The sequence below is a fragment of the Staphylococcus sp. FW104-15G4D genome (assembly GCF_058790135.1).
The window spans coordinates 182,939-197,536 of sequence record NZ_JBYTCH010000002.1 but is presented as its reverse complement, the minus strand read 5'-3'; the positions used below and the strand labels follow the sequence as shown (position 1 = coordinate 197,536).

At 32.8% G+C, this 14,598-nt stretch carries 14 protein-coding genes; 10 read left to right on the top strand and 4 right to left on the bottom strand.

Features of this window, described 5'->3' with window-relative positions; all coding sequences use genetic code 11:
* Window positions 1–65 precede the first annotated feature (65 nt).
* Complete coding sequence (locus tag AC3WQX_RS07385; RefSeq protein WP_193626850.1) at window positions 66–434, bottom strand: YbgA family protein; 369 nt, start codon at window positions 432–434, stop codon at window positions 66–68.
* Between the two features lie 165 nt (window positions 435–599).
* On the opposite strand from AC3WQX_RS07385, the gene AC3WQX_RS07380 reads away from it, so the two are divergent.
* Window positions 600–2,042: a sucrose-specific PTS transporter subunit IIBC gene (locus tag AC3WQX_RS07380; RefSeq protein ID WP_002432683.1), complete on the top strand. Its 1,443-nt coding sequence runs from the start codon at window positions 600–602 to the stop codon at window positions 2,040–2,042.
* A 62-nt stretch (window positions 2,043–2,104) separates the two neighbouring features.
* Here the strand turns inward: AC3WQX_RS07380 and AC3WQX_RS07375 are convergent, their stop codons facing one another.
* Both AC3WQX_RS07375 and AC3WQX_RS07370 read right to left on the bottom strand, forming a co-directional pair.
* Window positions 2,105–3,052, bottom strand: coding sequence for a magnesium transporter CorA family protein (locus AC3WQX_RS07375; protein WP_002432912.1), 948 nt, complete (start codon window positions 3,050–3,052; stop codon window positions 2,105–2,107).
* A gap of 70 nt (window positions 3,053–3,122) precedes the next feature.
* On the bottom strand, window positions 3,123–3,734 hold the full coding sequence (locus tag AC3WQX_RS07370) for a TetR/AcrR family transcriptional regulator (RefSeq protein ID WP_023351218.1): 612 nt from the start codon (window positions 3,732–3,734) through the stop codon (window positions 3,123–3,125).
* Window positions 3,735–3,896: 162 nt separating this feature from the next.
* On the opposite strand from AC3WQX_RS07370, the gene AC3WQX_RS07365 reads away from it, so the two are divergent.
* The 6 genes from AC3WQX_RS07365 to AC3WQX_RS07340 all read left to right on the top strand — a co-directional run bounded on the left by AC3WQX_RS07365 (window position 3,897) and on the right by AC3WQX_RS07340 (window position 9,454).
* Complete coding sequence (locus tag AC3WQX_RS07365; RefSeq protein WP_030062329.1) at window positions 3,897–5,174, top strand: YhgE/Pip domain-containing protein; 1,278 nt, start codon at window positions 3,897–3,899, stop codon at window positions 5,172–5,174.
* Between the two features lie 247 nt (window positions 5,175–5,421).
* Window positions 5,422–6,672, top strand: coding sequence for a copper resistance CopC/CopD family protein (locus tag AC3WQX_RS07360; protein WP_070597666.1), 1,251 nt, complete (start codon window positions 5,422–5,424; stop codon window positions 6,670–6,672).
* 11 nt (window positions 6,673–6,683) lie between these two features.
* Window positions 6,684–7,280 carry a YcnI family protein gene (locus tag AC3WQX_RS07355; RefSeq protein WP_037550230.1) on the top strand — a complete coding sequence of 199 codons (597 nt, stop codon included), beginning with the start codon at window positions 6,684–6,686 and terminating at the stop codon, window positions 7,278–7,280.
* A 133-nt stretch (window positions 7,281–7,413) separates the two neighbouring features.
* Window positions 7,414–7,830, top strand: coding sequence for a DUF2871 domain-containing protein (locus AC3WQX_RS07350; protein WP_002432207.1), 417 nt, complete (start codon window positions 7,414–7,416; stop codon window positions 7,828–7,830).
* Between the two features lie 163 nt (window positions 7,831–7,993).
* Window positions 7,994–9,028, top strand: a complete 1,035-nt coding sequence (locus tag AC3WQX_RS07345) for an NAD(P)/FAD-dependent oxidoreductase (RefSeq protein ID WP_070597665.1) — start codon at window positions 7,994–7,996, stop codon at window positions 9,026–9,028.
* A 24-nt stretch (window positions 9,029–9,052) separates the two neighbouring features.
* Window positions 9,053–9,454, top strand: coding sequence for a GNAT family N-acetyltransferase (locus AC3WQX_RS07340; RefSeq protein WP_049428377.1), 402 nt, complete (start codon window positions 9,053–9,055; stop codon window positions 9,452–9,454).
* A gap of 55 nt (window positions 9,455–9,509) precedes the next feature.
* On the opposite strand, the gene AC3WQX_RS07335 is transcribed toward AC3WQX_RS07340, so the two are convergent.
* Window positions 9,510–10,508 (bottom strand): acrylyl-CoA reductase family protein, encoded by a 999-nt coding sequence (locus AC3WQX_RS07335; protein ID WP_002453900.1) that lies wholly within the window; start codon window positions 10,506–10,508, stop codon window positions 9,510–9,512.
* A 307-nt stretch (window positions 10,509–10,815) separates the two neighbouring features.
* On the opposite strand from AC3WQX_RS07335, the gene efeO reads away from it, so the two are divergent.
* From efeO to AC3WQX_RS07320, 3 genes are read left to right on the top strand one after another with little or no spacing between them, the layout of a single operon-like run.
* Window positions 10,816–11,670 carry an iron uptake system protein EfeO gene (gene efeO / locus AC3WQX_RS07330; protein ID WP_002453899.1) on the top strand — a complete coding sequence of 285 codons (855 nt, stop codon included), beginning with the start codon at window positions 10,816–10,818 and terminating at the stop codon, window positions 11,668–11,670.
* A complete protein-coding gene (gene efeB, locus AC3WQX_RS07325) occupies window positions 11,667–12,893 on the top strand; it encodes an iron uptake transporter deferrochelatase/peroxidase subunit (protein ID WP_492739994.1) in 1,227 nt (408 codons plus the stop codon). The genes efeO and efeB overlap by 4 nt, the downstream gene beginning before the upstream one ends.
* Entirely contained in the window at window positions 12,874–14,592 is a 1,719-nt protein-coding gene (locus tag AC3WQX_RS07320) for an FTR1 family iron permease (RefSeq protein WP_049428368.1), read from the top strand. The genes efeB and AC3WQX_RS07320 overlap by 20 nt, the downstream gene beginning before the upstream one ends.
* Window positions 14,593–14,598 lie beyond the last annotated feature (6 nt).

Sequence of the window (14,598 nt, the reverse complement as noted above, 5' to 3'; positions counted from 1 at the left end):
TTTTAGAAATAATATAACACGTACATTATTGCGAAAGACTTAGGTGTTTTCACCTAGGTCTTTTTTTAATTTAGTACTGTACTTTCTTGAAGGTATTTAATGTCATACTTATTAGCAAGTTGACTCAAATAACTTAGTAGGGCGTCCAATTCAATTTGATGATTCATAAAGTCATCCTTTAACATCAATGCCTTATGTTTTTCATTATCAGTTGCTATAATTTTAAAATAACCCCACATGTGTTCATAGGCATTAATTATTGAGCCAGTTGTTGGAGAATGATTAATTGCTTCATTAATTTGAAATTGTACTTCTTCAAGAGAGGGTGATTCTTTTAGCAGTGCTCTAATTTTGTTATAGGCATTTTGAACATGTAGTAATACGCGATATTTCTCTTCTCGCCAAAGCTTTTCTATTTTTCCACGTTCTTTCATTAAATTATTCACCTCATCTTATATTATTAAGGTTACCCAGAAGTTAAGTTTCTAAATTAATATTATTACTAATAAACGATTGATGAGCTATTGCGTAAAAGTTTGGAACCGGTTACAATAAAGTTAAATAAATGGAACCGGTTTCTAAATAAGGAGGCTTATTTAATGAGCTATAAGAAATCTGCTGAAGATATATTACAAGCAATAGGTGGGGAAGAAAACCTTGATGCTATTGCACATTGTGCTACAAGATTAAGATTAGTTCTTAATGATGAAAGCAAAGTAGATGAAGAAACGCTAAATAATATGGATGTAGTAAAGGGAACTTTCTCAACTGGGGGACAGTATCAAATCATTATTGGATCTGGGACTGTTAACAAAGTATTTAATGAATTAGAGAAAATTACTGGTAAAGAGGCATCAACGACATCAGATGTTAAAGATAAGTCGACTAAAAATATGAATCCTTTACAAAAATTTGTGAAAATGTTGTCTGATATATTTGTTCCTATTATTCCAGCAATTGTAGCTGGTGGTTTATTGATGGGATTGAATAACATTCTAACTGCCAAAGATTTGTTCTATAAAGGACAATCATTCATTGATGTTCACAGTCAATTCGCTGGCTTGGCTGAAATGATAAACGTCTTTGCAAATGCACCATTTACTTTACTTCCTATTTTAATAGGATTTAGTGCAGCTAAACGTTTTGGGGGTAATCCTTTCTTAGGTGCCGCACTAGGCATGATATTAGTTCATCCTAGTTTAATGAGCGCTTATGATTTTCCTAAAGCAGTGGAAGCAGGGAAAGCTATTCCCCATTGGGATATTTTTGGATTACATATTAATCAGGTGGGCTATCAAGGACAAGTGCTTCCCATGTTAGTTGCTGCGTATATTTTAGCTACAATTGAAAAGTGGCTACGTAAAGTGATACCGACTGTTTTGGATAATTTACTGACACCATTGTTATCTATATTTGTTACAGCTTTTATCACATTTTTATTCGTTGGACCTATTACACGTCAATTAGGATATTGGTTATCAGATGGACTAACTTGGTTGTATGATTTTGGTGGGGCTATAGGAGGTCTCATATTCGGCTTACTTTATGCACCAATTGTAATTACTGGCATGCATCATAGCTTCATCGCAGTTGAAACGACCTTGATTGCTGACGCCACCAAAACAGGAGGTTCGTTCATCTTTCCAATTGCTACTATGTCTAATGTTGCTCAAGGTGGTGCAGCCATTGCAGCATTCTTTATAATTAAACATAATAAAAAACTAAAAGGTGTGGCATCTGCAGCTGGAATTTCTGCATTATTAGGTATTACGGAACCAGCGATGTTTGGTGTCAATCTTAAATTAAGATATCCATTTATAGGTGCTGTTGTGGGATCTGGATTAGGTTCAGCTTATATTTCATTTTTCAAAGTGAAAGCTATTGCACTGGGTACTGCAGGTTTACCAGGATTTATATCTATTAATCCAGCGCATGCAGGTTGGTTACACTATCTCATAGGTATGATGATTGCCTTTATTGTGTCAATCGTTGTTACATTTGTTTTATCGAAAAGAAAGACCTATAAAGCTGCAGCTAAATAATTAAAAAGTCCCGCTTGAATTTAAAATCAAATTCAAGTGGGACTTTTTATATAAAATATGATTTAAAGCTTTTGTTTACGCCATAAATAGATACTCACTATTGCAACAAGTATCAATGATATACCTACAACGATTACCCATGAAACATAACTATGGTCGTCTATAGGTAATGGTACGTTCATACCGAAGAAACTAAACACGAGCGTAGGAAGAGTAAGTAATACAGTAAACAGTGTTAATGTCTTCATTATTGTATTCATGTCGTTAGATAGTAATGAAGCATAAGATGTTGTAATACTTTCAAGGATACGTTGATGTAATTCGGTTGTTTCAATAGCTTGATTATTTTCGATTACTAAGTCTTCAAGTAATTCTTCATCTTCTTCAAAGCGTTTGATTGCAGGTAAACGAAATAGTTTTTTAATAATTGTATCATTACCTTTTAATGCCGCTAAGAAATAAACTAAGCTTTTTTCAACTTCCATAAGTTTAAATAATTGTTTGTTAGTAATGTTATTCTTTAAATCTTTCTCGATACGAATTCGCGATTTATTTAATAATCTTAAATTTCTATTATAGTGATTTGCAATTGTTAATAAAATTTCAAGTGCAAAGCGACTATGAAATTTTAAATTAATATCATCTTGTCTTGCAAAATTTTCAAGAAATTCATTTTCGGCATCACAAACGGTCATGATAATGCCATTACCTATAATGATACCTAGTGGAATAGTAACAAACGAAAGTACGCGACGGTTTGTAGAGTTGACAATAGGTAAGTCGATAATAATGAGTGAATAGCCAGTATCTTCGTCATATTCTATACGTGCACTTTCTTCAGAATCTAATGGGTCACGGATAAAGTCCTCTGGAATGTTGTAGAATTCCATTAATTCTTCAATTTCTTCACGTTCAGGTTCAACAACGTTAATCCAAGACGCGCTATGATCCACTTTAGTTTCAATGATTTCATTTGAATTTATACTTTCATGTTTATAAGCAGTAATCATAACTATAATTCCTTTCAAAGTCTTCTATATTCAATTTGATTAACAGTTAGATAGTATTTGAACGATTAAGTTAGGCATGATTCATTTTATATTTATATTCTGCCATAATTCGTAATGGTCCATTATAAACAATTTTATAAATATGATGTGTTAATTCATCAACTGAAATACGATTTGGGTCTAAAACCCAATATTTAATAGTATTTATTGTAGCGCCTGCGACATAGCTATGAAAATACATCTCTGGTATACCATCTATTTCATGATTAATACTCATATATCGATTCATATTTTGTTTAATTAATAAACTTATTTTCTCTTCAAGTTTACTTCGACGATCTAACTGTAGAATGATTTGATAAAAATCTAAATTATCATCTATATGTTGAAGGATTTTAGTAAGAACTCTATCTATAAAGAGTTCTGAAATAGCTTCAACAGTGTCCCCATCTATTTGATTAAAATCCGTTAGATGAGCTAGCTCTGAAATACACTCATCTTCCATATCTGAAAGCAACATATATTTATCTTCATAATGTAAATAGAAGGTTCCTCTATTCACATCAGCTTCAGTTGTAATATCTCTAATCGTAATTTTATCGAGCTCTTTGTATTGTAATAATGTTGTAAATGCTTTCTTAATGGAAGATTTTGTCTTTCTTATTCGCCTATCTTCTTTCAATTAAATATAACCTCCCAATGATTTAATAGACAATTTACAACAAAGTGTTCAATAACAGACGTATTTTATTAAATTGATTATTGTTAAATTGTTCTTACCTATTATAATAGACAACGTAAAAAATATTCAACACATTGTTCAATAAAAAAAGGAGGTCAATTCATGAATATCTTTAAAAGCAAATTATTATGGTTAGCACCAATTGCTGCGATTTTAATCTTAGTTATTTTTTCACTAGCATTTTATCCAGCATTTAATCCAAAACCTAAAGATTTACCAATTGCCATCGTCAATAATGATGAAGGTACAACTATTCAAAGTAATAAAGTTGATATTGGTAAGAAAATAGAAGATAAATTATTAGATAGTGATTCAGATAAAATTAAATGGGTTAAAGTTGATAAAGAATCTGATTTGAAAAAAGGATTCGATAATGAGAAATATTATGGGGCAGTTGTATTTGAAAAAGACTTTTCAAAAAATGCAATGAGTAAAACTCAAAAAGTTGTTATGGATAGTAAAAAGTCAGAGATGAAAGAAAAAGTTGAATCTGGTGAAATTCCAGCACAACAAGCTCAAAAAATGAAAGAAAAAATGGGTAATCAAAGTGTTGATGTAAAACAAGCAAAACTTAAAACGATTGTAAGCCAAGGTTCAAATTTACAAGCATCAAACATTGTTACAAATGTACTATCAGGTGTCGGACAAAACTTAAATAAACAAATTACTAAACAAAGTTTATCTACACTTCAAAAACAGAACGTAGATGTAAGTCCTAAAGATATCCAAGGCATTACTAATCCAGTTAAAGTTGATGATCACAAAGTAAATAAAGTTAAAGATCATCAAGGTGGCGGTAATGCACCATTCTTAATGTTTATGCCAGTTTGGATGGGCTCAATGATTACTTCAGTGTTATTATTCTATGCGTTTAGAACTAGTAATAACTTTGCGATACAACATAGAATTATTGCATCTGTAGGACAAATGGTAACTGCAGTACTTGCAGCTTTCCTAGGCAGCTTTGCATATGTGTACTTTATGAAAGGTGTATTAGGATTCCATTTCGATCATCCTAATAGAGTTGCTTTGTTCATTGCTCTAGCAATAATGGGATTTGTTGGATTAATACTAGGAATTATGGTTTGGTTAGGTATGAAATCTCTACCTATCTTCATCTTACTCATGTTCTTCAGTATGCAAATGGTTACTTTACCAAAACAAATGCTCCCAGAAGGATATCAAAAATGGGCTTATGGATGGAATCCATTTACACACTACACTACTACACTCAAAGAGCTTATTTATATGAATAAAGCAATTGAGTTAAACAGTACAGTTTGGATGCTAATTGGCTTTATGATTTTCGGTATCATTTCAAGTTTAATCGCAGCAATAGTTAGAAAACATAGTACTAAACGTACTGAAATACCTTCATAATATGAATTAAACAGCGTTAGTTTATAATGAGCTAACGTTGTTTATTTAGTAGTTGATAAAGAAGAGTTGCTTCCAGAAGTATAATTTTAAAAGACAAGTTTAAGAGACGTTAGAGGATAAGGTTTCTTACTTGTCTTCTTTTTTGTCGAAATAGTGAAAAATTAGAATTGTTATTGTTAAGTGGAAATGTAAGCTATATTATTGGGAACAGGGCAAAATTTAAAAGCACTTATATGGGGAGGTTTCAATGTTAGTACATAGTAAAATGACAAAGTACATGATTGCATTGATAGTTATAATATTAATGACATTGGTTCCAGCCTTTCAGCAACAAGCTTCTGCACATGCAACTTTAGAAAAAACAACACCGCAAGATAGAGGAGTTGTTAAAGATAAACCAGAAGACATACAGCTGGAATATAATGAGCCAGTCAATGCAAAGTATTCAAATATAACTTTATATAATGATAAAGGTAAAAAAATAAGTGAAGTTAAACCTACAACTTCAGGATGGTCAAAAACTTTAGAATTTCCTGGAGATCAAATTGCTAAAGGGACAAATACAGTTGAATGGCATGCGATTTCAGCAGATGGTCATGAAGTGAGTAATAAATTTGAGTTTTCAGTAGGCAAGGTGACTGCTAAAAATGTTGATACCTCTGATTCTTTTTATGAACAACCAAGCTTTTGGTTTGGTGTATTTAGATACCTTACAGAAGGTGCAACGATTATTTTAGTTGGCTTGTTCTGGATGAATGGTATTGCTAAACGTCGAGGATTAAAGCAATTTAACATATTACCTAAACAGGTCGGTGTCGCATGGATAATGGGGATGTCGATTCTTATGTCGATACTCGTTTATATGATGACACTCACATCAGATGTGTTAAACGATATTTTATCTTTTAAAGCTAACGTCATTATGCAATTTCCATATATCATTAGTTCAATTGCGCTTATTGTATTATTTATATTAATGGTTCTTAAAGATATGGAAAAATTATGGTACTGGCTTGTGTCGTTTGCAATGATATTAGCTGTAGCAATGTCTGGTCATGCGTGGTCACAACATGTGCCACTTTGGTCTATAGTAATTAGAACGCTACATTTAGCAGGAATGACACTATGGTTAGGCGCGTTAGTCTATCTGATTTGTTACGCTAAAAATGGACGTGGCAATCAATTAACAAATGTTAGACATATGCTTTTGAAAACGAATATTACAGCGGTAGCTATATTGATAATTTCTGGTGTCCTGATGGCTATTGATGAAACGAATGTCTTAGCTATATGGAATAATATACAAGCTTGGACAGTATTTATCATTATTAAAGTGATTGGTACATTAATCATGATGATTTTAGGATTTTACCAAACATACCGTGCTTTAGGTAAAAGAAATCATGTAAACAAAGTAACTCTATTTACAGAACTTATTATCGGCATTATTTTAATTTTTGCCGGTGTGATGATGAGTCAAATTAATATCCCAAGTTAAGGAGGAAAATCATGTTACGCAAATTGATATCAATGACAATTGTTTTATTTTTTGCGATTGGATGTTTTAAATACGCCGATGCGCACGTGACACTTAATCCCAACCAAAGTGAACCAGGATCTTATGACAAATATGATGTGAGGGTTCCAGTTGAGCAAGATAATAACACTGTCAAAGTTGAATTGAATGTCCCTAAAGGTGTCAACGTAGCAAACGTTGCACCTGTTGAAGGATTTAAACATCAATTTAAAAAAGATAAGAAAGGCAATATCACAAAAATTACATGGAAAGCTACTGGTAAAGGAATAGGACCTAACGAGTTTATAGAATTTCCGATTGTAGCAGCTAATCCTGAAGATGAGGGCACATTTAAATGGAAAGCATATCAAACGTATGATAACGGTGATGTTGTAAAATGGACTGGTAAAGAAAATAGCGAACATCCTGCTCCAACTACTACTGTGAAAAAAGGTGCAAGTTCAAATGGTAATAAATCTGAAGCATCTACTTCAAATGGTGGAGGCTCAATCGCTTTATGGATTGTGTCCATCTTTGCAATAATTATTTCATTAGTTGCTCTATTTAAACATGCACGTAATAAAAAATAAAGAGCTCAAAAATTCCTAAAAAGTTTACTTTATCTTTTTAGGAATTTTTTGTAATCATCTCTATTCTTCGTGATTTTGTCACTTTAATATTTAGTAATATGTTCTATAATATAACCGTGAGGGAGGATTCATCATGCGTAGATTACTATATTCTTTTTTATTCTATATGATTATAGGACTATTAAGTGGTTTCTATTACAGAGAATTAACTAAAGCGCATCATTTTACGGGTGATACACAATTAGCATTAGTACATACTCATACACTTATACTCGGAATGTTTATGTTCTTACTTTTATTACCACTTGAAAAGGTATTTAAATTAAGTAGTTATTATTTATTTAATTGGTTCTTTATCGTCTATCATTTAGGTGTCATAGTGACAATAGGCATGATGACTTATAAAGGTACTTTACAAGTGATTGGTGCAAAATATTCACCAGAAGCTTTAGCAGGCTTTGCTGGTATAGGTCATACGGGAATGCTAGCAGGACTGTTATTATTATTCTTTTTACTTAGACAAGCAATTATTACTGAACCTAAGGATTAATTTTAACTCGTGAGTTTTTAATGACTCACGAGTTTTTTATGTAGTGCTAATATGAATATCTTCAATACGCATTTCACATATAGTATAATATTGATGAAATAAATGATAATAATTATCACTGGGAATTAATTTATATGCTTTACATATTACAGGAGGAAGCAATATGAAAGACGTTACGATTATAGGTGGCGGTCCAGCTGGCTTGTTTGCAAGTTTCTACTCTGGGTTGAGAGGGATGTCAGTTAGAATCATTGATGTGCAAGATAAGTTAGGTGGTAAAATGCAAATTTATCCGGAGAAAATTATTTGGGACATTGGTGGTGTTGCACCTAAACCGTGCTACCAGATTATAGAAGATATGATTGAACAAGGTTTACATTTTAATCCTAAAGTAAATTTAAATGAACGTGTTACTGATATACGTAAAGTTTCAGAAAGACATTTTGAAATTGAAACAAGTGAAGGGCACATTTATGAATCCAAAGCAGTTATTTTCGCTATTGGAGGAGGAATCATTAATCCAAAACCGCTTGATATTAAAGGTGCAGAACGTTATCAACTTACCAATCTTCACTATGTCGTTCAGTCATTTTCAAAATTTAGAGATAAAGATGTCCTTATTTCTGGCGGAGGAAATACTGCATTAGATTGGGCGCGAGATATTGCGAAAATTGCCAAAAGCGTAACGGTGATTTATCGAAAATCAGAAACAAGTGGTTATGAAGCTATGAATGGGATTCTTAAAGAACTTGGTGTACAATTACTGCCAAACACTAAAATTAAACAACTTATTGGAAATGACAATGATACACGTATTCATCAAGTGAAACTGGAGAATGTTGAGAGCGGTAAAATCGAAACTCAAGCTTTTGATGAAGTCATAATTAGTCATGGCTTTGATCATGAGAATCCATTACTCAAAGATTGTACATCACAATTTGAACTTTATGATGAATACCGAGTTAAAGGCTTTGGGAATACGACTACTAGTATAGAGGGTATTTACGCATGTGGCGATATCGTGCACCATGATGCTAAAGTACATTTAATTGCGAGCGCATTCAGTGATGCTGGTAATGCTGCTAATTTAGCTAAGACGTACATCGAACCTCATGCAGCAACTGAAGGTTATGTATCAAGTCATAACGATATCTTTAAGGAATCAAACAAAGATATTGTGAACCAATATCTATACTAAGTTTATTGAAAGGATAGCATAGTGATGGTAGAAATTAATTTTGAAGCACCTAAAGTTCAAGAATACTGTGATTTAAGACTCAACGCTGGTATGAGTCCTAAGTCAATTGAAGCTGCTGAAAAGGGGTTACCCAATGCCTGTTTCAATGTCACTATTTATGATGACAATAAGCTCATTGGTATGGGGCGTGTTATAGGAGATGGTGGTACTGCTTTTCAGATTGTAGATATCGCAGTAAATAAAGAATACCAAGGTTTGGGACATGGGCGTACTATAATGGAAGAAATTATGAAGTATATTGATCGAGTGGCTGAAAAAGGAACATATATAAGTTTAATGGCAGATTATCCAGCTGATAAACTTTATGAAAAGTTTGGGTTCATAAGTACCGAGCCATATTCAAAAGGAATGTATATCAAGTATTAAAGATTTGAGCGCGAGTAGACTATGAGGTGTACTCGCGCTCTTTTTCTTATATTAATTATTTTGAAGCATTAAAATCTATTATAATGCGACCAGTATTTTCATGGTTAATCACTTTATCAATAGCTTGAGGAAGTTCATCAAAAGAAATGACATGCTTAATATCATGAAGTTGATTTGGTTTTAAATCTCTTGCTAATCTTCTCCATACACGACGACGTAACTTGATTGGTGTGAAAACTGAATCAATGCCAATAATACTTACACCTCTTAAGATAAATGGGAAAATCGAACTTTCAAACTCATTGCCACCAGTCATACCAATTACTGCTACACTGCCATTATTATCTAAACGTTTAACAATATAAGGTAAATTTTGACCACCGACAGGGTCAATGGCTGCTTGCCAAGTGCGTGATGCCAATGCTTTTTCATCATTATCTGGTAGGCGATTGATTACTTCAGTAGCACCAAGTTCTTTTAAATCAGCGTCAACATTCTTTCGTCCGGTACTAGCTATCACGTCATATCCCAGATTCTCTAACATAAGCATAGCAAGTGTGCCAACGCCACCTGTTGCTCCTCTTACTAAAACTTCTTTTCCTTCAATAGTCATGCCAGCTTTTTCTAATTTTTCAATAGCTAAGCCAGCTGTATATCCAGCAGTTCCATAAATCATAGCTTCTTCTAGAGTAAGTCCCTCTGGTAAGTTAATAACCCACTCTGATTTCACACGTGCGTATTCACTGAAACCACCATAATGACTTACACCTAAGTCATAGCTTGTAACAATGACTTCATCTCCAACTTCTAATCCAGGTGCATTCGTTTCTTCAATAGTACCAGCCAAATCAATACCAGGCACCATAGGATAACTTTTTACAATTGCATTGTTATCTTGTGTAGCCAAAGCGTCTTTATAATTAATTCCAGAATAGTGAACCTTAATGAGAACGTCACCTTCAGGTAAATCCTCTTTACTTATCTTTTTAAAATCATGAGAAACGTTACCTTTGTCGTCTTGATCAACTATAAATGCTTGAAACTTTTCTACCATAGTATAGCCACTCCTATAAGTATCTTTTTAAATTCTAAAAATTATAGTAATCGTCAACTCTAAATTCCCTTATTCATAGTTTACCCAGTCATTTTATTTTTAAAAATAAATAACACATAAATGTCTCCTAAATTCTTTAAAATTTAAAAGGATTTTTAGATAAAAAATCAAAAGAGTTGTTATTGACACAAATATCACCCACGAATATAATATTCTTGATAATGATTATCAATTGAGAACTTTAACTCCAACTCGATGTGAGTCACAATAGGTTAATCATTTATTTATCAATCTATGAGGTGAAGTAATGAAAAAGTTACCGGTTATTTTATTAGCATCAACGTTAATGTTAGCAGCATGTGGAAACGACAATAATAGTAAAGATAGTTCAAGTTCAACAAATAATAGTAGTGGTGGTAATAAAAAGGAATTAAATGAAGCTACTAAGAAGTATGAAAAGTACACAGATAAGCAACTCGATCAATTCTTAAAAGGTACGCAACAATTCGTTGATGCAATTAAAGATAACAATATGCAAAAGGCTAAAGAATTATATCCTAAGGTACGTATGTATTATGAACGTTCAGAACCAGTTGCCGAGGCTTTCGGTGATTTAGATCCTAAGATTGACGCTCGTTTAGCAGATATGAAAGAAGAAAAAAAAGAAGATCAATGGACTGGATATCATAAAATTGAAAAACAACTTTATCAAGATAATAAAATTGACAGTACAACTAAAAAGGATGCTGATCAATTGTTAAAAGATGCTAAAGAATTACATGCAAAAGCTGATACATTAGATATTACACCTAAATTAATGCTTCAAGGATCAGTAGATTTATTAAATGAAGTTTCAACATCTAAAATTACAGGTGAAGAAGAAATTTATTCTCATACTGATTTGTACGACTTTAAAGCTAATATTGAAGGCGCGCAAAAAATATATGAGTTATTTAAACCTACTCTAGAGAAAAAAGATAAAAAGTTAAGTTCAAATATTCAAAAGAACTTTGACAAGGTAAATAAATTACTTGATAAATATAAAGACGGTGATGGTTATAAATCTTATAATGATGTAACTAAGAAAGATAGAAAAGCATTGGCTGATGCTGTAAATGCTTTAGGTGAACCATTAAGTAAGATGGCTGTGGTTACAGAATGAGTAAACTAGACAAAGACCAATCATCACAAATGTCACGCCGTTCATTTCTAAAAATGTTAGGCATAGGTGGCGCTGGTGTAGTCATTGGTGCAAGTGGAGTAGGAAGTATATTCTCTTTTAAATCAATGTTTGATACACCAGAAGATGAAGAGAAAGATGCATATGAGTTTTATGGCAAAGTTCAAGCCGGTATTACTACACCCACACAACGCTCAATTAACTTTGTAGCTTTAGATTTAAAATCGAAAGATAAAGCTGCAATCAAAGATATGTTCAAACAGTGGACGAAAATGGCAGCGCAGATGACGGACGGAGATTCTGTCGGTAAAGAGAGTAGTAACCCATTATTACCACCTGTTGATACTGGTGAAGCAATTGGCTTAAGTGCGAGTAAATTAACGCTTACGTTCGGAGTAAGTAAATCTTTCTTGAAAAAGATTGGTATGAAAGACAAGATACCGAAAAATTATAAAGATTTACCACATTTCCCTAATGATCAATTATCGGATGATTTTAGTGATGGAGATATCATGATTCAAGCATGTTCAATGGATGATCAAGTTACTTTCCATGCTATCCATAACTTAATAAGACCATTTAGAGATATTGTACAAGTTAAATGGTCTCAAACAGGTTTTGTTTCAGGACAACTTCATGAAACGCCACGTAACTTAATGGCATTTAAAGATGGGACTGTTAACCCTCGCCATACTGACGAGTACAAGGATTATGTATTTATTGATGACGGTTGGGCTAAAAATGGTACATATTGTATTATTCGACGCATACAGATTCATATCGAAACATGGGACCGCACTGCACTCGAAGAACAAGAAGCGACGTTTGGACGTAAACGAATCTCTGGTGCTCCGCTAACTGGTAAGAAAGAATTTGATGAAATGGATCTCGGTGCAAAGGATAGTAGTGGAGAGTATGTAATTCCTGCAGATGCTCATGCACGTTTAGCGCATGAAGCGAAGACGTCCATTAAACGTCGTGCTTATAACTACACTGCAGGAACAAATGACAAAACTGGAGCTTTAGAAACAGGGTTATTATTTATTAGTTTCCAAAAGGCGACTCAACAATTTATTGATATTCAAAACCATTTAGGTCATAAAGATAAATTAAATGAATACATTACACATCGTGCCTCCGCAACATTTATCGTATTACCTGGTGTGAAAAAGGGAGGATACCTCGGTGAAACACTATTCGATTAAGATACTTATCGTCTTAATTCTAATATTAAGTTTATTTAAAATAGCACCAGTACATGCTGAAAATGCCTCAATGAGTGAAGTATATGTTTCAATTACGGATGCTAAATCAACGATTAGTGATAATTCAAAAAAGGATAGCGATAAGAAAAAAGCTATCAAGCAAGTTAGAAAAGAAATTAATGCTTTAAAAGTAAAAGATAATAAAGAAGGTAAAGCAGTCAAGAATAAACTGAAGGAAGTTGAAAGTGCTAAAACTTCAGATGATCAAGCTGATAAGTTATCAGACTTAACTAAAGCATTAATTACATATGAAAATACACAAAGTTCTAAAGATGCATCAGGTCAAATTAAAGAATTAAAGCAAGCAGTAGACGCCAAAGATGAACCTATTCAAAAAGCGATTAAAAATAAAAATCGTTCAGAACTCGAATCCATTAATAATAGTTTGAACCAAATTTGGACTAGTCATGAAACTGTCATTCGTAATTACGATGAAGGGAAATATGGGACGATTGAAGTGAATTTAATGCAACTTCGTGTAGCCATACAAAAGGAACCATTAGATCCAAAGAAAGTTAAGAACGCTTGGGATACGTTCAAATCAAGTATAGATACTGTGGACCAAAAACAATCATCAGAAGAAAATGGTAAGTACAAAGTGTCACAATTGAATGATGAGTTAGATAAGGCGATAACTGGTATCAATAAAAATGATTTAAAACAAACGGATGCGGCTTTATCTAAATTTATTCAAATTTGGCCATATGTCGAAGGTAAAATTCAAACTAAGAATAATAGCTTATATACAACTATTGAAGATAAAATACCTTATTATCAAAGTATTTTAGATGACAGCAACAAAGAGCGTGTCAAAGACGGTTTAAAAGAGATCAATAATGATATTAAAGATACGGTTGGAACAGGAGATTATACTTTCGTTGATGTAATGGTAATCTTCTTACGTGAAGGCTTAGAAGTACTATTAATCGTCATGACCTTAACAACCATGACCCGCAAGGTGAAAGACCATAAAGGTACATCTAGTGTGATAGGTGGTGCACTCTTAGGATTAGTATTAAGTATAGCGTTAGCAGTTGTTTTGATTTCAACAATTGGCAATAATGGTATTATTCGTGAGGGTATGGAAGCGGTACTTGGTATCGTAGCCGTTATTTTAATGTATGTGGTTGGTGTGTGGATGCATAATCGATCAAGTGCAAAACGTTGGAATAAAATGATTCAGTCGATGTACCAAAATGCAATTAGTAACGGTAACCTTGTTTTATTGGGAACAATCGGCTTGATATCAGTACTTCGTGAAGGTGTTGAAGTTATCATATTCTATATGGGTATGATTGGTAGTATTAAAACGCAAGACTTTATAATAGGAATAGTAATAGCGATTGTAATTTTAATCATCTTCGCTTTACTATTTAGATTTATTGTCAAGTTAATTCCAGTTCACTATATATTTCGAGTGCTTTCAATACTAATCTTCATTATGACATTTAAAATGTTAGGTGTAAGTATCCAAAAAGCTCAATTACTAGGTTGGATACCTCAACATAGTATCGAAGGTTTGCCTACAGTGAGTTGGATTGGTTTCTATCCTAGTGTCGAAACAATAGTAGCTCAAATCATTTTAGTTATTTTAATACTATTATTTGTATTTAAACAACGTAAAAAGAATCAACAATAAAGAAAA